Annotated in this window: 18 protein-coding genes and 1 tRNA gene; 4 read left to right on the forward strand and 15 right to left on the reverse strand. The window is 64.6% G+C overall.

Annotation, left to right across the window (positions count from 1 at the left end):
* Positions 1 to 166: 166 nt before the first annotated feature.
* The 7 genes from AC2FAN_RS17430 to AC2FAN_RS17460 are packed head-to-tail and all read right to left on the reverse strand — an operon-like array spanning position 167 to position 7,433.
* Positions 167 to 970: an MBL fold metallo-hydrolase gene (locus tag AC2FAN_RS17430; RefSeq protein ID WP_485175657.1), complete on the reverse strand. Its 804-nt coding sequence runs from the start codon at positions 968 to 970 to the stop codon at positions 167 to 169.
* Positions 971 to 979: 9 nt separating this feature from the next.
* Positions 980 to 1,780, reverse strand: coding sequence for a TatD family hydrolase (locus AC2FAN_RS17435; protein ID WP_485175695.1), 801 nt, complete (start codon positions 1,778 to 1,780; stop codon positions 980 to 982).
* Positions 1,780 to 3,339: a methionine--tRNA ligase gene (gene metG, locus AC2FAN_RS17440; RefSeq protein WP_485175660.1), complete on the reverse strand. Its 1,560-nt coding sequence runs from the start codon at positions 3,337 to 3,339 to the stop codon at positions 1,780 to 1,782. The genes AC2FAN_RS17435 and metG overlap by 1 nt, the downstream gene beginning before the upstream one ends.
* Before the next feature lie 21 nt (positions 3,340 to 3,360).
* Positions 3,361 to 4,431, reverse strand: a complete 1,071-nt coding sequence (locus tag AC2FAN_RS17445; protein WP_485175662.1) for a DNA polymerase III subunit delta' — start codon at positions 4,429 to 4,431, stop codon at positions 3,361 to 3,363.
* Positions 4,431 to 5,081: a dTMP kinase gene (gene tmk / locus AC2FAN_RS17450; protein WP_485175664.1), complete on the reverse strand. Its 651-nt coding sequence runs from the start codon at positions 5,079 to 5,081 to the stop codon at positions 4,431 to 4,433. The genes AC2FAN_RS17445 and tmk overlap by 1 nt, the downstream gene beginning before the upstream one ends.
* Positions 5,082 to 5,090: 9 nt before the next feature.
* Positions 5,091 to 6,311, reverse strand: coding sequence for a D-alanyl-D-alanine carboxypeptidase family protein (locus AC2FAN_RS17455; protein WP_485175666.1), 1,221 nt, complete (start codon positions 6,309 to 6,311; stop codon positions 5,091 to 5,093).
* A 48-nt stretch (positions 6,312 to 6,359) separates the two neighbouring features.
* Positions 6,360 to 7,433, reverse strand: coding sequence for a septal ring lytic transglycosylase RlpA family protein (locus tag AC2FAN_RS17460; protein WP_485175668.1), 1,074 nt, complete (start codon positions 7,431 to 7,433; stop codon positions 6,360 to 6,362).
* A gap of 424 nt (positions 7,434 to 7,857) precedes the next feature.
* Here AC2FAN_RS17460 and AC2FAN_RS17465 point away from each other — a divergent pair.
* Positions 7,858 to 7,947 (forward strand) — tRNA-Ser (locus tag AC2FAN_RS17465).
* A gap of 577 nt (positions 7,948 to 8,524) precedes the next feature.
* On the opposite strand, the gene AC2FAN_RS17470 is transcribed toward AC2FAN_RS17465, so the two are convergent.
* From AC2FAN_RS17470 to AC2FAN_RS17490, 5 genes are all read right to left on the reverse strand, one after another.
* On the reverse strand, positions 8,525 to 9,757 hold the full coding sequence (locus tag AC2FAN_RS17470; protein ID WP_485175670.1) for an HlyD family secretion protein: 1,233 nt from the start codon (positions 9,755 to 9,757) through the stop codon (positions 8,525 to 8,527).
* Positions 9,750 to 10,202, reverse strand: coding sequence for a hypothetical protein (locus AC2FAN_RS17475; protein WP_265053474.1), 453 nt, complete (start codon positions 10,200 to 10,202; stop codon positions 9,750 to 9,752). The genes AC2FAN_RS17470 and AC2FAN_RS17475 overlap by 8 nt, the downstream gene beginning before the upstream one ends.
* Before the next feature lie 109 nt (positions 10,203 to 10,311).
* Entirely contained in the window at positions 10,312 to 11,094 is a 783-nt protein-coding gene (gene ppk2 / locus AC2FAN_RS17480; RefSeq protein ID WP_265053473.1) for a polyphosphate kinase 2, read from the reverse strand.
* An 18-nt stretch (positions 11,095 to 11,112) separates the two neighbouring features.
* Complete coding sequence (locus AC2FAN_RS17485; RefSeq protein ID WP_265053472.1) at positions 11,113 to 11,601, reverse strand: hypothetical protein; 489 nt, start codon at positions 11,599 to 11,601, stop codon at positions 11,113 to 11,115.
* 80 nt (positions 11,602 to 11,681) lie between these two features.
* Positions 11,682 to 12,263, reverse strand: coding sequence for a hypothetical protein (locus AC2FAN_RS17490; protein WP_265053471.1), 582 nt, complete (start codon positions 12,261 to 12,263; stop codon positions 11,682 to 11,684).
* 443 nt (positions 12,264 to 12,706) lie between these two features.
* Between AC2FAN_RS17490 and AC2FAN_RS17495 the strand changes: the two genes are divergently transcribed.
* The 3 genes from AC2FAN_RS17495 (at position 12,707) to AC2FAN_RS17505 (ending at position 15,909) form a co-directional block, all read left to right on the forward strand.
* Positions 12,707 to 14,524: an adenylate cyclase gene (locus AC2FAN_RS17495; RefSeq protein ID WP_485175673.1), complete on the forward strand. Its 1,818-nt coding sequence runs from the start codon at positions 12,707 to 12,709 to the stop codon at positions 14,522 to 14,524.
* A gap of 263 nt (positions 14,525 to 14,787) precedes the next feature.
* Complete coding sequence (locus AC2FAN_RS17500) at positions 14,788 to 15,219, forward strand: hypothetical protein (protein ID WP_485175675.1); 432 nt, start codon at positions 14,788 to 14,790, stop codon at positions 15,217 to 15,219.
* 66 nt (positions 15,220 to 15,285) lie between these two features.
* Positions 15,286 to 15,909 (forward strand): response regulator transcription factor, encoded by a 624-nt coding sequence (locus tag AC2FAN_RS17505; RefSeq protein ID WP_485175677.1) that lies wholly within the window; start codon positions 15,286 to 15,288, stop codon positions 15,907 to 15,909.
* A gap of 55 nt (positions 15,910 to 15,964) precedes the next feature.
* On the opposite strand, the gene AC2FAN_RS17510 is transcribed toward AC2FAN_RS17505, so the two are convergent.
* The 3 genes from AC2FAN_RS17510 to AC2FAN_RS17520 all read right to left on the reverse strand — a co-directional run.
* On the reverse strand, positions 15,965 to 17,668 hold the full coding sequence (locus AC2FAN_RS17510; protein WP_485175679.1) for a SulP family inorganic anion transporter: 1,704 nt from the start codon (positions 17,666 to 17,668) through the stop codon (positions 15,965 to 15,967).
* Between the two features lie 104 nt (positions 17,669 to 17,772).
* Positions 17,773 to 18,603, reverse strand: coding sequence for a DUF2950 domain-containing protein (locus tag AC2FAN_RS17515; RefSeq protein ID WP_485175681.1), 831 nt, complete (start codon positions 18,601 to 18,603; stop codon positions 17,773 to 17,775).
* 151 nt (positions 18,604 to 18,754) lie between these two features.
* The coding region (locus AC2FAN_RS17520) for a tail fiber domain-containing protein (protein ID WP_485175683.1) at positions 18,755 to 19,255 on the reverse strand (501 nt) is incomplete at its 5' end.

Below are 19,255 nucleotides of genomic sequence, written 5' to 3' on the forward strand. Positions count from 1 at the left end.
TCCAGCTTGAAGACAATCTCCGTCAGCGGCCCGAAAGGCGGCTGACGGGGCTTGCCGGTAGTTATGACCCGGTACCGGACTGGTCAGCGCAGGGGGTAGCCTGGATTCGCATAAGACATATTATGGAACTATCCTGTTGCCCGGAGAGGCGGCTGGTTCCCTTGGCCTATGCCGCGGCCGTCACCGTCATTCCATCAAACGCCATATCGATATTGTCCGCCAAGCGACTGGACAGGCTCGCATAATCCAGATCGATGTGGAGGTTGGTCAGGATCGCGCGTCGCGGTTTCAGTGTTGCGATCGCCTCGAGTGACTGCTCCAGGTGGAAATGACTCGGATGCGGCGTCTCGCGCAGGCAGTCGAGAATGAGGACGTTGAGGCCAGCCATGGCTCCCATCGCGGCCGGCGGGATCAGGCTGACATCCGGCAGATAAGCCAGGTCGCCGAAGCGGAAGCCGAGCGCCTCGTAATTGGGCCCGTGCTCGACCCGGAACGGCAATGCCGTGATCGGGCCGCCGGCACCTTCGATGGTCTGGCTTCGTCCGGCCGTGATCTGGTCGAGATCGAGGATCGGCGGATAATAGCTGCCGGCCGGCGTCTCGAAGAGATAGCCGAAGCGCGAACGCAGCGAGGCTTCCGTCGTCGTGTCCGCGTAGATCCGGATGCGCTGACGCGTATGCAGGACAAGGCCGCGCAGGTCGTCGATGCCGTGGGTGTGGTCGGCATGGTCATGCGTCATCAGCACGCCGTCGAGCGCCGGGACATCGGCCGAGAGAAGCTGCTCGCGCAGATCCGGCGATGTGTCGACGAGGACCCGCGTCGTGCCGTCCGGTCCTGAGCGCGTGACCAGGATCGAACAGCGGCGCCGGCGGTTCTTCGGATCGGCCGGGTCGCAGGCGCCCCAGCCGGAACCCGGCCGCGGCACGCCACCCGAAGAACCGCAACCGAGGATCGTCACCGTCAGCGTCATGGCGTGCGATCAGGCGACCTGCGCGACGGGCGCGGCATGATCCATCTTCCAGTAGCAGCGGCGGGCATTTTCGCTTGTGATCCGGGCGATCTCGTCGAAGGAAACCCCGATGGTTTCCGCGAGAACCTTCGCTGTTTCAACCACATAGGACGGCTGGTTGCGTTTGCCTCTGAACGGGACAGGGGCCAGATAGGGCGCATCCGTTTCGACCAGCAGGCGCTCGCGCGGCACCATCCGGGCGATACGGCGCAGATTTTCCGAGGTCTTGAAGGTGAGTATTCCCGAGAAGGAGACGTAGAGCCCGAGCTCGACACCTGCCATGGCGAGGGCCTCGCCGGCCGTGAAGCAATGCAGAATCGCAGGGAAGGCGCCCTTCCCCGTCTCCTCCCGCAGGATCGCGATCATGTCGTCATCGGCCTCGCGCGAATGGATGACGAGCGGCAACTGCGTCATCCGTGCAGCCGCGATGTGAGTGCGAAGGCCTTGCGCCTGCGCCTCGCGCGGGCTCGAATCGTAGTGGTAGTCGAGCCCGGCTTCACCTATGGCGACACAGCGCGGATGGCGCGACAGCTCCGCGAGGCGCTCGGCCGTGACGTCGAGCTCCTCATGGGCGTTGTGGGGATGCGTGCCGACCGAGAACCAGACCGACGCGAACCGTTCGGCGATGGCGGCATAGTCGGCGAAGCGCGCCACGCGTGTCGAGATCGTCACCATCCGCCCGACGCCCGCGGCTTCCGCCCGGCCGACATAGGCCGGCAGTTCCTCCGCGAAGTCCGGGAAGTCCAAATGGCAATGCGTGTCGATCAGCATCACGCTGCCTGCCCATCCTCGGGCTCGACATAGCGCGGGAAGATCGCGCTCGGCGCCGGCAGCGGCGTGCCGCTGGCAAGGCGGTGTCCGGCTCCGATCGACGCGAAGCTGCGTGCATCGGCCGCGACGCCGAGCAGGTCGAGCAGCTTGCCCGCCGCCTCCGGCATAACCGGCTGCACCAGGATCGCGACCTCGCGCAGCACCTCGATCGTGACGTAGAGCACGGTGTCGCGCCGCGCCGGATCGGTCTTGGTCAGGCGCCAGGGTTCGTTGGCGGCGAAATAGCGGTTCGCTTCCGCCACCACGGCCCAGAGATCGGCCAGCAGGCTATGAAGAGCGAAGTCCGTCATGGCCTCGCGCGCCTTCGCGAGCGCGCCATCGGCCATGGCGAGCATGGCTTCGTCGGCCTCCGTCAGCGTTCCGCATGGCGGCACCCTGCCCTCGCAGTTCTTCGCGATCATCGAAAGCGAGCGCTGCGCGAGGTTGCCGAGGTCGTTGGCGAGATCGGCATTGATCCGGCCGATGATCGCGTCGTGGCTATAGTTGCCGTCCTGGCCGAAGGAGACCTCGCGCAGGAAGAAATAGCGCAATTGGTCGACGCCATAGGTCGCGGCGAGGTCGAAGGGATCGACGACGTTGCCGAGCGACTTCGACATCTTCGTGCCCTTGTTGAGCAGGAAGCCGTGGCCGAAGACGCGCTTCGGCAGCGGCAGCCCCGCCGACATCAGGAAAGCCGGCCAGTACACCGTGTGGAAGCGCACGATGTCCTTGCCGATGATGTGCACGTCGGCCGGCCAGTAATGCGCGCGCGGGCTTTCCGGATCGGGGAAGCCCGTCCCGGTCAGGTAGTTGTTGAGCGCATCGACCCAGACATACATCACGTGCTTGGGATTGCCCGGCACGGCCAGACCCCAGTCGAAGGTCGTGCGGCTGATCGAGAGATCCTCGAGCCCGCCCTTCACGAAGGAGACGATCTCGTTCTTGCGCGTCTCCGGCGAGATGAAGTCCGGGACGTCCTCGTAGAGCTTCAGCAGCCGGTCCTGATAGGAGGCGAGGCGGAAGAAATAGCTTTCCTCCTCGACCCACTCGACCGGAGTGCCCTGCCCGCCCAGCCGCGTGCCGTCGGGCTGGAGCGTCGTCTCCTCCTCGCCGTAGAAGGCCTCGTCGCGCACGGAGTACCAGCCGGAATACTTGGCGAGATAGATGTCGCCATTGGCCTCCATCCGCCGCCAGAGCTCGTCGGTCGAGACCTTGTGGTCGGGGTCCGTGGTCCGGATGAAGCGGTCGAAGGAGCAGCCGAGGGCCTGCTCCATCTCCTGGAAGCGCGCGGCGATCTTGTCGACGAATTCCTTCGGCGAGAGGCCGTTCTGTGCCGCCGTGCGCTGCACCTTCTGGCCGTGCTCGTCGGTGCCGGTCATGGCGAAGACGTCGTAGCCATCGAGCCGCTTGAAACGCGCGATCGCATCCGACGCCACCATCTCATAGGCGTGGCCGATATGCGGCGGCCCGTTGGTGTAGTGGATCGCGGTCGTCAGGTAGAATTTCGGGGCCGTGGCCATCATCTGTCCGAGAGCTTCGCTTCACGCTGCGCGCGAACGGGAAACCGCAGCCGACAGATCATGAAACAGGGTCATCACCAGCGGCCGGCGGTCGAGATTATAGGTCTCGACCTCGCGCGCCGCCTGACCCAACTTGTCCCATACCTCCGCCAGCGGTGCAAGGCGCGCCGGTTGCGCTGCAGCATGCGCGTGGAGGTGGTCCGAGATCCAGCCCTGCACCGTCTCGATCATCACGGCGAAGTCGCGTTCGCCGGCCTTGCCGGCGACATCCTCCGCGAGGGCGAGCAGGGCCGGAATGTCGACCTGCGGCAGCGCGTCGAGCCTCGCCCTCACCGCCTCGACCAGCGCCAGCGTCTCGGGATCGACATAGGTCAGCGCCCGCCTGATCGAGCCTTCGGCGAGCTTCGCCGCGCGCAGCAGCGCCGAATCGTCGAAGGGCGCTTCCATCCGCTCGAGCGCAAGGCGGCCGGCCTCGATCACGCCCGCCTCTCCCAGCGGGGCGAAGGTCAGCAGCCGGCAGCGCGAGCGGATCGTCGGCAGCATCCGCCCCGGCGCGTGCGCGACGATCAGGAAGAGCGCCCGCGGCGGCGGCTCCTCCAGCAGCTTCAGCAGCGCATTGGCGGCCGAGCGGTCCATGTCCTCGGCAGAATCGACGATGCAGACGCGCCAGCCGCCTTCGGCGGCACTGGCGCCGAAGCGGTCGATCACCCGCCGCACCGCATCGACGGGGATGTTGCTCGTATAGCTCTTGCCGTCGGGCTTCGGGATGCGCCGCAGCACATGCAGATCGGGATGCGATCGCGCCATGATGCGCCGCGTCGCCGGATCGGTTTCCGGCATGGCGAGATCGGTCTTGCCCGCGGCGCGCGCGGGAGGATCGCCGGCCGCGAGCATGAAGCGGGCGGCGCGATAGGCGAAGCTCGCCTTGCCGATGCCCTCCGGCCCGCCCAGCAGCCAGGCATGATGCATGCGGCCCGATGTGACGGCATCGAGGAAAGCCCGTTCCTGAGCCTCGTGGCCGATCAGGCCCAGCGTCTCGCGCGGATGCGGCGCAATCGGCAGCCGGTCGGGTTCGTCGCTGGTCTCTCGCATCACGTTTCCGCTTCGATGGGCAGGTGCCGACCTACGGCTTCCCAGGCGGTTTCGGCAAGCTCTTCGGCCGGGAGCGTCGCATCCAGCACGACGCAGCGCTGCGGCTCCCTGTCTGCAATGTCGAGATAGGCTTGCCGGAGATTGCGATGGAAGGCGAGCGCCTCGCCTTCGAAGCGATCGACCGCCTCTCCCGGCCGGCGACGCCTGGCGGCTCGCGCAAGGCCGATTTCGGGGTCGAGGTCCAGGATCAGGGTGAGATCGGGCATCAACCCGGCGATGGTCACCGCTTCCAGCTCGGCCAGCAGCGTCGGATCGATCTTGCCGAGCGCGCCCTGATAGACGCGGGTCGAATCGATGAATCGGTCGCAGATCACCCATTCGCCGCGATCCAGCGTCGGGCGGATCAGGCTGTCGATATGGTCGATCCGGGCTGCCGAGAACATCAGCGCCTCGGCGAAGGTGCCGTAGTCCTTTACCTGCCCGGCGAGGATCATCTCGCGAATGGCTTCCGCCTTCGGCGAGCCGCCGGGTTCGCGCGTCGTCCTGGCGGTGAAGCCGGCCTCGCCCAGGCGCGTGGCAAGCGCGCGCGCCAGCGTCGATTTGCCGGCACCCTCCCCGCCTTCGAGCGTGATGAAATATCCTCTGCTCATGTGATCCGCTCAGCTCCGGCCGAACGCTTTGCGGACCCAGCCCGTCGTCGCCTCGAACAGAGCGTCGAGCGCGCGGCTCTGCAGCGATCCGGCCTTCACCGTCTCGGCCGCGTACAGCGGAACATCCAATGTCTTGGTGTCCCCGCGCGTGACCAGGAGACGCGCCACCTCTGCGCCTTCCTGAACCGGGACCGTCAAGGGGCCGCGATAGACGATGCGCGCCGCCAGGCGTTCCGTGCTGCCCCGCGGCATCAGCAGGCTGACGGCTCCCTTGCTTCGCAGGGCGACGCGGCCTTTCTCGCCACCGTAGACGCTGGCCTCGCCGACGGTCTCGCCATCCGCAAAGAGTTGACGGCGCTCGAAGGCGCGAAAGCCCCATTCGAGCAGCTTGCGAGCTTCGCTCGCACGGTCCCGCCCCGTCTTCAGGCCATTCACCACGACGATCAGGCGCTGCCCGTTCTGCACGGCCGAGCCGACGAGACCGAAACCAGACTCATCGATATTCCCGGTCTTCAGCCCGTCGGCGCCGATATCCATCGCCAGCAGCGGGTTGCGATTCTGCTGCCGGATCTTGTTCCAGGTGAATTCGCGCTGGCCGAAGATCTTATAGAACTCGGGATAGGTCTTGATGATGTGCTCCGCGAGGAGCGCGAGCTCGCGCGCCGTGACCCGCTGCTGCGGGTCGGCCATGCCGGTCGCGTTGCGGAACACCGACTTCGTCAGGCCGAGCGCCCTCACCCGTTCAGTCATGATGCGCCCGAAGGTCGGCTCGTCGCCGGCGATGGCCTCGGCCAGGGCGATCGAGGCATCGTTGCCCGACTGCACGATGATGCCCTGCAGAATGTCGGAAAGCTTGATCCGGCTGTTGACGATGGCGAACATCGCCGAGCCGCCCGAGGGAGCACCGCCCTTGCGCCAGGCGTTTTCGGAAATGCCGATCTCGCCATCCAGCGACAGGCGCCCGGCGCCGATATCCTGGAAGGCGACGAGCACCGTCGCCAGCTTGGCCATGCTGGCCGGGACCATCAGCTCGTCGGCCGCCTTTTCGTAAAGGACGGCGCCGGTATCCGAATCGAGCAGGACAGCGAACGAAGCCTGCGACTGGAAGCTCTGTGCGTGTGCGGTGACTGAGAGACCCAGCCAGACGAGCAGGACGAGCAAGCCGTTGCCCAGCCGTCGAACCGGCGGCAGAGCCGCAGCAGACAGCTTCGCATAACACAAGGCGCTCATGCCTCGATGTGAAGCAGAGCGCCCGGTATCAGGTCAAGGGAATTGGCGTCAGTTCCGCGTCGGCGGCAGGACGGCCTGGAAAGCAAGCCTGTTGACCGGCTGGCCCTTGGCGATGGCGTTCCCGGGCGCGTTCAGCAGGCTCGCGGAAGTCCCGCGCTGCGGCGGCAAGGTCGATCGAAGCGTCGCAGGAACCGCGACCGGCTTCCCGGCGTTAGCGATGGTGTCCAGATCGAAAGGCCGGCTCGGCGGGAGCGGCGCGGCACGGACAGGCGTGGCCTCCACGGGCGTGGAGCTTGTCGAAGCGAGTGTGGCGACGATCGGAGCGGTCGGCGTAATCGTGCGGATCGTCTGCGGCGCATAGGCCTGAGTGACAGGCTGGCTCGCGACGGGAAGTGGCTCGGGCTCGGCCGGGGCCTGGGTATCGAGATCGGCGCTGCGCGAGCGTGCGGTGGCGACGGGTTCCGCGCTGGCGACCATGGTCCGCGCGCTTGTGCCCGGGATCGGGGCCGGGCTGCCATCGGTCCGCAACGTTGCGATCAGGAGGTTGTCGTCGGAGCCGGCGAGCGAGGCCTGGCCGAGATATTCCATCTTGATGCGCGCCGTGCCCAGATGGCGGAAGGCTAGCGCATCGGCGGTCTTCTGGGAGACGTCCATCAGACGGCCGCCGTGATAGGGGCCGCGATCGTTGACCCTCACGATGATCGAGCGGTTGTTCATCAGGTTCGTGACGCGCGCATAGGCCGGCAGCGGCATGGTCGGGTGCGCTGCAGAGATGCTGTTGCGGTCGTAGACCTCGCCATTGGCGGTGCGCCGGCCATGGAAGGCCTCGCCGTACCAGGACGCGGTGCCGACGGCCGTAAAGCCCGTCGGCTTCTCATAGGGCACGTAGCGCTTTCCGGCGACGGAATAGGCCTTGCCGACGAGTTGGCGGCCGCCGCCCTTCGGCACGTCTTCGCCCTCAGCGATGACGCGCGGGCTGGCGGGACCATATTTCGATTGCGGGAAAGCGCCGATCTCCTTCGACCGGCGACCGGCGACCTGATTGCCGGCGCAGTTCGCGACGAACAGCCCGGCCAGGACGACGCAGCCCAAACGCGCAATGGAAGGGACAGGAGGAGACACTGCATTCGGCCCGGCTGAGCTGGAAATCGCCTTGGACGAAGAGCTGGCGTCTCGCATCATTCTGCTCGTTCCGCTTTCTGCGCCAAAAACCACGGCTTCGCCCAAACCGCATGCACGGCTTGACCGAGTTTTCGGCCAATTCCTTTAAGGGACCGTTAAATAGCGAATGACCTGCATTCGAGGCCTCGCCGAACAGGACGTCCCTGCCTTGAGCGGGCACAAAGGTGTTCGAAAAGCGGCCCCTGTCAACCCGACGAACAGAACTTCGCCATTTTTCCACCGCGAGTGGCTTGGAGGCCACGGTCCGCCAACATGTGTTTCCAGCCGCTTGACGGCGTCCTTGGCGCCCTTTCGCCCGCAAAATGCAGCGGGAAACGCAAGCCCTCTTGCAAATCGAATGTCCGGGCGGCATTGAACGCTCACCGGAAGGGTGGCCGAGTGGTTTAAGGCAGCGGTCTTGAAAACCGCCGTGGGTGCAAGCCCGCCGTGGGTTCGAATCCCACCCCTTCCGCCATCACATCTCTAAGGCGTGGTTTTTCTGTAAGCGCATGGTATCTCAGGGAAAAGCCCCGAATCTACTGCACCGGAGTGCTGCACCCGGGCGGAGATGAGATGCTGAGCGCCTCCTGAGGGCGGCGAGGAACCTACTATTTCCGCGCCAATTATCCGGCTGCCCTGCAGGCCCCGTTCGGCGAGACCGCCTGGCGCAACGGCGCGGACATTCTCGAATGGCCAAGCGAGGAAGCCGAGCACATCCGACGCCATCTTTGGGGCTGACCGCGAAAGCGGAGGCTGGGATCGGTCCCCGCGGGGCAGCCAAGTTCACTGCGTCTGCAAAAGCCGGCGGTCGCGCCGAATCGATCGACCCCTCGCCTGATCGTGGTCCACGGGCCGCATGTCACGTCGCTACGCCTTTCGACAGCGGCGTCTGATACCGGCTGAGTGGGTTAGCGCAGGATGCGAGGCTTGAGGACGATCGCCCTGAGGCGCTTCGCGCCCCCTTTGCGGATCGCCCTCGCGACCGGATAGGAATGGATGATCCGACCGGCCATCTGCCAGATACCATTAACCCAGGATTCGCGCCGGTCGATTTAATGGCCGCCAAACACCAGCGACTGGATCGGCAGTATGAGCGCTTGAATGCGCAGTAGAAGCGCGTGAACAAGGCCCACTGCATCGACGGCGTGGAGCACGATCTTTCTCGTCGTCGAGAGCTTTCCGGAAACGATCAGTTCGTGGTTGCTGGAATAGGCATTGGCGATGCAGGTGCTGCCCGGCGTGACGCCATCCAGCCCATCGGCATAAAGTGGCTCGAGGAAGGCCAGCAGGGTGCCTGGCTTCGAGATCTGCTGCGCGTCGACCAGTTGCTCGCCAGCGCGCAACTGGCCCGCGGCAATGAAATCCTGCACATGCGTCACCACCATCGGGATGACGACCCAGGGCTTTGACATACAGGTCACCTCGGCGACCATGCCGACCTTCATGACCTGTGCCTCGATCTGCGAGAAGCCGGCCTGCAAGGCGACGCGTCCGGCCTCCTCGGGGATCAGCACGCCAGCTGGCCGCAACAGGGGATTGACGACGTCGCCGACGCGCAGCGTGAACTGCTCGATGCGTCCGTTCACCCCGGCCCTGACGATCGTCCTGTCGAGATCCGTCTGCGCCTGTGCGAGAGCGGCTTCGGCGCTCGCCTTCTCGGCCGGCAGCAGGGTCGTGATCCGGGCTTGCGCCGTCTCCTTTGCCGCGACGACGGCCGCGAGGGCGGCCTCGCGGCCGGCCGTCAGATTCTCGAGCCGTTCGATCTCGCGCCTGGCGACGATGTCATCGTTGCGGCGCCGGAGTTCCTGCTTGGTCTCAAGTTCATCGAGCGCCTGCTTGTAGGCGCTCCTGGCCTCGAGGATCTTGCTCTCGTCAGCCAGAATCTCGGCCTTGGCGACAGTGATCGCTGCCTCGGTCTCCACAATCTTGCGCCGCGCCACCTCGAGGGCCGCCTGCTGCCTGCTGCTGTCCAGCCGGAAGATCGGATCTCCCTTTGCGACGGTGCCGCTGATGCCGACATTGATCTCCGCGACGCGTCCGTTCGTCTCAGGAACGATGGGGACGGTCCGGAAGAACAGGGTAGCGTTGGTCGTGGACGGGTGGTTGTAGAAGATCACCGTGATCAGGCCGATCGTGAGCATCAGGCAGGCTGTGATGCCCCATCTCAGCTCGAACCAGACCGAATAGAAGGTGATTTCCTTGCCGAGGCGCTTACCTTGCCCATACCGCCGGTAGAGGTAATCGGGGACGATCGTCAACAGCGAGCAGACCAGAAGTTCAAGCATGCCCCTGCCCTCCTTCATGGGCGGTGGAGCCCACCTTCTCGATGGGTCTGGGGTCAGGCTGCGCTTGGGCGGCAGCATCGTCCCCTCCCGTCGAACGCGGCGCCACCCCGGCGATACGTTCGAGCGCGTGCGCCATTCTGCCGAACAGCCCCGAAAAATCCGGGATTTCGATCAAGGCGAGCAACAAGCCCGCCACCCAGAACAGATGCACGTGGGTGAAGAGGGCGAGCAGGCCTAGCACGGCCACGATCTCGAACTGCAGCTTCTGGGATTTATGCGCCATCCGCTCGGGAAGGGTGTGCAAGCGCAGGAAAAGCAGGCCCACGCCTAGCACCGCCAAGAGCAGAAACACTCCTGTGACGATCATCAGCGTGTCGGTCTCGCCCGGCGCGGTGATGAAAGCCGGCAGATGGTGCGGCGCCAAAGGGTGGAGGCCAGCTGCCATGCGAAATCCCCAATGCAGGCAAAACGTCGTACGACGGCGATCTTCGCAAAAGGTTTCGCCGAAACCATTCTGCAATTCTACGCGATCGCAAAACAACAGAATTCTAACTCTAACCGATCCAGTTCCGTGCGAAATCGAGCTCCTCGGGGCCGTTCGATTTCTGCCGTTTCGGGAGTTTTACCTTGTGTCGGCGCGGCGCCTCATACGGAATGGAGCCGAGAATATGAGAGATGACATTGAGCCGCGCCTGGCGCTTGTCGTCGGAGTGGACGGCGTACCACGGCGCCCACGACGTATCGCTGGCGCGGAACATCTCGTCGCGCGCGCGTGAGTAATCAGACCAGCGCGAGTATGACTTCAGGTCCATCGGAGAAAGCTTCCATATCTTCCTGGGGTCATTGATGCGCTCCTGCATGCGGCGCGTCTGCTCATCCTGACCGACTTCGAGCCAGTACTTCAGAAGAATCGTGCCGGAATCGACGATGGCCTTCTCGACGCCGGATACGCTCTGAAGAAACCCCTTGGCCTGGTCTTCCGTACAGAAGCCCATAACCCGCTCGACGCCCGCACGGTTGTACCAGCTGCGATCGAAGATCACGATTTCGCCCGCTGCCGGCAGATAGGGCAGGTATCGCTGGACATACATTTGCGAGCGCTCACGCTCGGTCGGGGGCGGCAGGGCGACGACCCGGAAGACCCGTGGGCTGACCCGCTCCGTGATGGCCTTGATCACACCACCCTTGCCGGCACCATCGCGCCCCTCGAAGACGATGCAGACCTTGCCGCCGGCATGCTGCGCCCATTCCTGGAGCTTGACCAACTCCTCGTGCAGGTCACGCAGCCTGCGTTCATAAGGCTTTCTTTTCAGGGGCTCGCCAGCATCGGCTTTCATGGCCGGCCTCCGTCTGCGCTAGGACCAACTGAGATAGAAAGCGACATCGCCGGGCAAGCCGCCCGGCCAGTCGATGATGATCGCGCGAAGCTTGTAATTGGCAGGCTGCAAGTGTTCCTTCCAGAACTCATAGGCTTGCCGCGGCCTTCCCGTCAGCGTCGTCGGCCAATCGGGTTCGGCATTGTTGATCGACCGGCCCTTATCCGTGCAGAGCGCGCTCGGAAAGCGCATGACGAGAACCTCCGTCTCCCCTCGCCCGGCTGCCATGCGGGTCTTGTTCGCCAGGCTCTGCTTGACCTCGGCGATCTTCTCGGGCGTTACGGCGATCTCCTTCTGCAAGGTGGCGACCAGCTTCCGGCGCGCCTCCTCGGCCTTGTCCATGGCGCCGACCATCTTGGAGGCCTTGGCCATTTCGAGGTCGGTCATGTAGGCCCGCAGATCATCGGCGGACATGAAGCTCTCGTCGGCCAGCGTGTCGGCCTTCAGGTTTTCGTGTGCGATCGACATCGCTGAGAACTCCTCTCCTGATCGCTGCTCTTGCCTGAGGTCGACCGCCTCGTGCCTGGCGCGCGGCAGAGCCGACGGGCTCAGTTTTTCTGGAAATGGAAGCCTTCGGCGAAGGTCAGCTCGACCATGTCGCCGCGCTTCAGGCGCCTGAGATCCATTTTGATATCGGGATCGACGACCTGATGGGTCCGCGGCCCCGCCGGGCCGACATAGTTCACGATCCCGGTCGCCGGATCGAAACTCTCGAAGCGCGCAGTGAGCGTCAGCGAGCGGACGACATATTTGTCCGGCAGGTTCTGGAAGGGCGGGCCGCTGACCGCTTCGGTATAGACGATGCCTGGCTTGGCCCCCTTCCTGGCGCGCCTCGCGCTAAGGACCACGCCTTCGACGCGTCGGATTTCGACCCGGTCACCGGCACGGATGTTCTGCAGGTCGCCGAAGAGTTCCGGCACCAGCACAGCCCAGCTGCGGCTGCCCTGCCGGACAACCACCATGCGTTCGGCCGGCATGACGTCGACGACCTCCACATTGAGCTGTTCGACCTCGACCGGCCCGACGCCGGCAACGATCACGGTTTGGCTGGTCACCGTGGGATAGGTGGCGCACCCCGCGACCACTGCCGCCAGCGAGACGGCGAAGATCCAGTTCATGTGCTTGGACATTGGAATTCTCCACGTTTCAAAAGCCAGGCGCGTTCAGTTTTGGCGGGGTTCTCTCGACGGAGCCTGGCGCTCGTGAAGCACTTGCCGAAGTTCGGCTTCCAGCCCGTCGATGATATGCGTGTATTCGAGACAGCGAGCGGCGGCCCCGGACTCTCCTGACTCTTGCCAAAGCCGTAGAGTGGCCTCCGCCTCGGCGAGATCTCCGCACAAGCCGCGGAAGCTTTCGCTGAACAGCACCAGTTCCTCGATGGCCTTCTTGTGCCTCGGCAGCCGTCGGATAGCTGCCTGAACGCCTGGGTCCATTGGGGCGAGCTCCCCTGCGAATGCCCACAATTAGCTGGTCGCCACCGCGGAATGGGAGTAACTAACGGGAGATTACACAGATATGGCTGCTGTTTGCGACTTGGTTCGAGCGTGGATTCTTGGTCAGGGGGGCCAATTCCATGGAACTGCCACGGTCCATCTGCCCGGATATTGATGGCTCGCGCGTTCAAAACGCGCTGGAGCCAAGCGAAATCGACGTCCGCGCAGAATTGGAGCGAATTTTAGCCAGCGCTCAGTTCAGCGTACCGGAGCGGGTACGGCAATTCCTGATCTATGTGACCAACGAGACGCTCCAAGGACGTGGGGATCGCATCAAAGCGTATTCGATCGCCGTGGAAGTCTTCGGCCGCAGCGAAAACTTCGATATTCGGAACGATCCGGTCGTTCGCATTGAGGCCGGCCGGTTACGACGGGCCCTGGAGCGTCATTACCTCCTCAGCGGAAGCGCCGACCCGGTCGTGATCGAAATTCCGAAGGGTGGCTATGTGCCCCACTTCCATTGGCGACCGAAGCCGCTGGAAAACCAGGAACATGAGCCGCAACGCCCACCTCCCGGACAGGGCGAATCCAGCCCGTCCATGGTCACGTGGCTGAACCGTTCGTGGTTCGCAGGTTGCGTGGCTGCAATGGCAGCGATCGTCGCCGTCTTGCTGATCCGCATGCCGACATCCTCGACGCCCGAGCTTTCCGGGACACGGGCTGCCCAGCCCGAGGGACCGTCCCTGGTCGTCAGGCCCTTCGCCAACCTGTCGAGAAATCCCGAACTCGATTTTTACGTGGCTGGGCTTGGTGAGGAGCTGTTGTCGCAGCTTGCGCGCTTCAAGGAGCTGACGGTGTTCGGGCGAGAGACCGCGGACACGATCTCGCCGACGGCCTCGGCGGCAGAGATCTGGCAACGGTTCGGCAGCCGCTTTGTCCTGGAAGGCGGCGTCCGCTTGTTCGAGGGCAAGCTCAGGGTGACCAGCCGCGTTCTCGACGGCGAGACGTCCGCCATCGTCTGGTCCGGTTCTTACGATGCCGATCCACAGGCCAATAATCTCGTCGACATCGAAGCGATGATAGCCTCGAAAGTCGCTACGGCGGTCGCACAACCCTACGGCATCATCTTCAGCACACCGCCACGACCGACGCAGCTACGAGGTGTGCAAAGCCTTGAAACATATCAGTGTTTATACCGCTTCTATCTTTATCGCACCGTGCTCGATCCGAGCGCGCATGCTCAGACGCGCGACTGCCTCGAGCAGATCACGGCGCGTTATCCGGAGCACGCAACCAGCTGGGCCATGTTGTCCTATATCTATCTCGACGAGGATCGCTTCCAGCTGAACCGGCGGCAGGGCCCGCCAAGCCCCACCGAACGGGCGCGAGAGGCCGCGGAGCGCGCCGTGCGCATCGATCCGGAGAATGTCCGGGCGCTACAGGCCTTGATGGCCGTCCTCTATTTCAGCAAGCAGCCGGCCGAGGCTCTCCGGATCGGCACCCGGGCGCTGCAGCTCAATCCCAACGACACGGAACTGCTCGCGGAGTTCGGCAGCCGGGTGGCACAGGCCGGGGACTGGCCGCGTGGCGCGGCTCTCATCGAGGAGGCATTGTCAAAGAACCCCGGTCATTCCGGCTATTATACCGGGCTCCTGGCTCTGGCCGCCTATATGGAAGGAGACGATATACGGGCCGCCGATCTGATCCGGCGCGCCAACCTCCGCCAGTTCTCGATCTATCATTTCGTCGCTGCCCTCATCTTCTCGCGCCTGGGACTACAGGCGGAGACCGCCCAATCGCGGGCCGAATTCCTGAAGCTGCGGCCGGATTTCTTCAAAGATTTCGACGCGGAACTCGATGCGCGCAACTTCAATGCGCGCGATCGCGCCATCCTGCGGCGCGGCGCAATTCAGGCCGGCTTTCCGGTGCGATCGAGCCTCGTCGCAGAAACCAAGTAGCGGTCGAAATCTGCCGCTACCGGCAGTAGCAGCCAGCGCGCTGCGCACGTAGCCAACTGTAACTTACTACCCGCGAGGCCGTTTGCGGCATTGATTGATCCCCCAAGGGAACTGCGCGGGTAGCCAGACATGCCCCCCTCATCAACGAGAACGCCTGAGCCAGCGCGGCTCACGGCCTACCGGTTCTGGTCGTCTCGACAAGGGCGTTCGGAACGGAACGCACCGACTGCCAAGCCGAGCTTACGCAAGATGCGGAGGCCTTTATGATCGTAGTGAACCGTCGCCTTTGCCTGTTCGCCCTGATCATGGCGGCAGCTCCGTTGCAGGTTGCGCGGTCGCAAACGAGCGGCATCCAGGGAGCCTGGATCGAGGAAGGGACGCCTTGTGCCAGCGTTTTCGTGCCTACCAAGAATGCGGTTGACTTCAAGCGGCCTGCAAGCGCCTTCGCGCCGGCTTTCATCATCGCGCCTCGGCGTCTCTCGACTCCCCTGGCGAACTGCCGGGTCGTCGGGGTCATCCCGAGCGGAGAGCGAAAGATCGTTCGGCTCAGCTGCACGACTTCGATCGCAACAGACTCTGCCCGCGTCATACTCGCTCCCTCTAACGATGGCGGCCTTTATCGCTTCAACGCCGTGGATGGCGGCATCACGTCGAGATACCGCCTTTGCAATCGGGACGCTTTGAAATCGCCCTAGAATCGCAAGCACTCTCCGGCGGCCCCGCCGAGTGCGGGCGCCGGCATGGAATTCGAGGGAATAGCCATGTCAGATCTCATCTATGTCGTGGACGGTGACACGGAATCTCACAGCGGGGTCGACGGCCTGCTCCGGGCCTGCGGCTATCGGACAAAGGCCTATGGCAGCACGGACGAGATTCTCGAGCAGATGCCGGGGCAAGACAGTGCAGGCTGCATCGTCATCGACGTGCAGCGTCGCGACAACGCGGCGCCCGATCTCTTCGATCGCCTGAGCAAGGCCGGATCGAACCTGCCCGTCATTTTCCTCGCCGAGCATAGTGACGTTCGGGCCGGCGTGCGGGCGATCAAAGCCGGCGCCGAGGATTTTTTCACGAAGCCGGTGCCGTGCGAGGAATTCATCGGAGCCATCGCTCGCGCGATCGCGCGGCATCGCCTGACCAACGAGCAGGACAGCTGGCTTCAGGACGCGATGGCGCGGCTCAAGATGTTGACCCGGCGCGAGCGCCAGGTCTTCGACCTTGTCGTGCGCGCCAAGATGAACAAGCAGGTCGCCTTCGAGCTCGGCACGACTGAGCGAACGGTGAAAGCCCACCGTCACAACCTCATGGAGAAGATGCAGCTCCGCTCGGTGGTCGAACTCGTATCCTGTGCCGAACGGCTCGGCCTCCTCAAGCCCAGTAGTATCTAGACCGGGGCGTCTCCGGCCGGCTCCGCCCACAAGGGCGAGCGGGTGAAACATTGGGCTAGAGTATTTGCTCCGGCTTGGGACGGCCGGATCTTTCCCCTGCGAGCGCGCGGACCGCATCCTCGAGATCCTCGAACACTGGCGTCCCCTCCGGCCCTTCAAAGAAACCTGCGCGCCTCAGGATCTCCCGGGGCTCGTTGTGCAGTTCCGCCAAAGCGAGCTTCAGGCCCTTCGCGGCCAGACTCGGCCGCAGGCCTCCGAGCATGGCGGCAGCCGTCGAGTCGATCTGCGCGATTGCGCTCGCATCGAGCACCAGCCACCTCGTGTCCGGGGGAGCATTCTCCGCGATGCTCTCGAAACGGGAGCGGACATGATCCGCGTTGAAGAACAGAACGCTGCCCTGGACCATGAACAGCACGAGCCCGGGTAGAGGCACGGCATTCGCCGTCCGGTGAAGTTTGTAGAACCCCGGCCGGCCAGGGATGCGGCCGAGCAATGCATCACGCGGACGCATCTCCTTGAGAAGGACATGGAGCAACGTGCCCGCAATGGCGATGACGACACCGTTGAGCACGCCCAGGCTGATGGCGCCCCACATGCTGATGAGGGCGAAGGCGAACTCCATGCGGCTGACCCGCCAGATTTCCCGAAGACCCGAGACATCGATCAGGTTCAGGGCGGCGAAGGCCAGGATCGCGCCCAGCGCGGGATTGGGCAGAAGGCGCAGCGCATCGTTGAAGTAGAGCAGCAGTACCGTCAAAGCTAAGGCCGCCACCAGCCCGGAAAGCTGCGACCGGCCGCCGGCGGAGATATTAATCGCCGTGCGCGAATCCGACACCGTGATCGGAAAGCCGCTGAACAGGCCGGAGAAGATGTTGGCGGCACCCAGCCCCGCCAGCTCCCGGTCGGCATCGACCTCGAACTTGTCCTTCGCCCCGAAACTGCGCGCTGCGACAAGACCCGAGCTGACCCCGACCAGCCAGATCGCCCCGGCTCCAAGCAGGAGATCCTTGACGGGCAGCCCGGTCACATCGGGAAGGGATAGCGCGGGCATCGTGCTCGGCAGCGCTCCGATCACCTTCATGCCGCGGCCCGCGAGATCGAACAACGCCGACATCAGCCCCGCAACGACGACCACGAGCAGAGGCCCAGGAACTGGCGACCGAAAGCGCGCCGACAGCACGAGCAACAGGAACATCGCACCGGCGAACAGAACCGACGGCCAATGGATCAGGCCCGCTTTCTTGACGATCTCGAGCAGCGGGAGCACGAGCCCGTCGGCTTCGATGCGTACGCCGGTCAATCGCCCGATCTGGCCGATGAGGATGGAGACCGAGATGCCGCAGATGAAGCCGATCAGGATCGGGCGCGAGAGGAACGAGGCCACGACGCCGAGGCTGAGCTTGCTGCCGAGGATGCACAGTACGCCGACCATCAGTGCGAGCGCGGCCGCGGCGGCGACGCGATCAGTCGGGCTGTCCAGCGGGAGGTTCGCAAGTGTGGCGGCCAACACCGTCATGGTCGGCGCGTCTGGCCCTACGACTATCTTCCGAGACGGCCCGAACAGCGCATAGCCCACCAGCGGCAGGATGCTCGCATAGACGCCGGTCTCCGCGGGGAGGCCGGCAATCGCGGGGTAAGCGACAGCACTGGGAATGGCCACAGCCGCCACGGCGAGGCCCGCCGTGATGTCGAAGCGCAGCCATTGCAGGCTGTATCCCCGCAGGCCGCTCGGAACCGGGAGCCTGTCAATCATCGGCATCTCTCCGGGCCGGTGTCCGCAAACGGCGCGGGAAAGCTCGACAAGGACCCGTGGCATGCCGCAGTTGGCTTCTCGCGCTTGTCGCGCGGGCCTGCCATGGGTTCCTACGGCTTTTCGGGCGTCACCTTCTCCCAGCCCTTGCCTGGGTCGAAGCTCCGCATGCGGGCCGCAATGCTCCGCGTGTCGGGGCCGAGATCCTTCTGATACAGCGTTCCGGCGTGGCTGATCATGAAGCTCGTCAACCCTGAGCGCGCATACTCGGCCGGGTAGGCCAGCAGGCCGAACCCGCCGATCATCTTGCCTCCCGCAATGTAGTCGACCGCTCCTCCGGGAGCGGCGGGGCCCTGGCTCTTCAAGATCTTGAAATAGTAGCCATGGAAGGGTTGCCGCGTCTGCGCGGCTACATAGCCTTCGGCTGCCGCCCGGCCGGCGAGTTCGCCCAGCGGGCTCGGCGCCTCTCCCGATGCAGTGGGCCAGTAAAGGCCGTCATGGGTTTCCGGTTGGCTGACGATCCGTTGCGCATAGGTGCCGACGGGTTGGCCGTCATGGCTTTGGGATGCGTATTCATATTGGGCGTCGAGAACCGCAAGGGAGGTCTGCATGGCGGCAAGCTCGTTCTGACCGATGCGCCGCGCAACCATTTCACGGCGCCCTGCTTCGACCAGGAACGTCCAGCCGCCGCGTGTCTCGACCATCGGGATCGGGAAGGGAAACGAGTCCGGCCCGACCAGAAGCGTTGCCGTCCGGCCGGTCTCAACGATCGAATGCCGGGCATCGTAGGCTGCGACGAAACGTTCACGACCATTCGAATCGCGCACCGGGTCACCGGAGGTGACGATATCCCGACCATACAGGCCAAGAATTGAATACAGGCGCGTCGCTTTGCTCTCACGCAACGCTGTCACCAGCGCCGCGGCGGCTTCGGTTGGCGACACGAAAACTTCCTGCGCCCTTGCAGGCGAAGTGATTGCAACGAGTCCTGCCGCGCCCCCGCAAAGCAGCCGCGAGAGGAGATGCAAGGCTATCAGCCCTCTGATCATGGCACTGCATCCTGTTGTATGCGCCTGGAGAAAGCCGCGGAGGGCTTCACTCCCCGCTCTTCCCGGCGGGAATCCGCGAACCCGAAGCTTTCCACTGGTCGAGGGTTTGGAACGGGATGCCGATCTGCCGGTAATCCACCCGCAGATAGCCATCGGCGGCGCGCCATACGGCTGACGGTGCCACACGCTGAACTTCCTGCGCGATCACGCCGACATAGGTCATCCTGGAGCCGCCATACTCGAAACGATAGAAGCCGAGCCCGCTGTCCGTGTGCCCGAGCAGCACCACATGGTTCTTGAGCTGGATGTCGGATCGGCGCCCACCGCCACCGCCACCACCGCCGCCCCCTCGACCTCCGCCTCCGCCGCGCGACATCTGGGCACCGCCGCCGCGCATGGCGCCACCGCCGGCATGCATCGCACGGCCGCCTCCGCCCGGCGCGCGTGCCATGCTCGCATGCCCGCGCTGTGACTGGAGGTTCGCGGCCCGGCCCGGCTGCATGTCGCCGAACGCGCTGTCGCGTGTCGGCCCGGGACGCCCTGCTCC

The sequence above is a fragment of the Allobosea sp. RIT-PG3_2 genome (assembly GCF_057321085.1).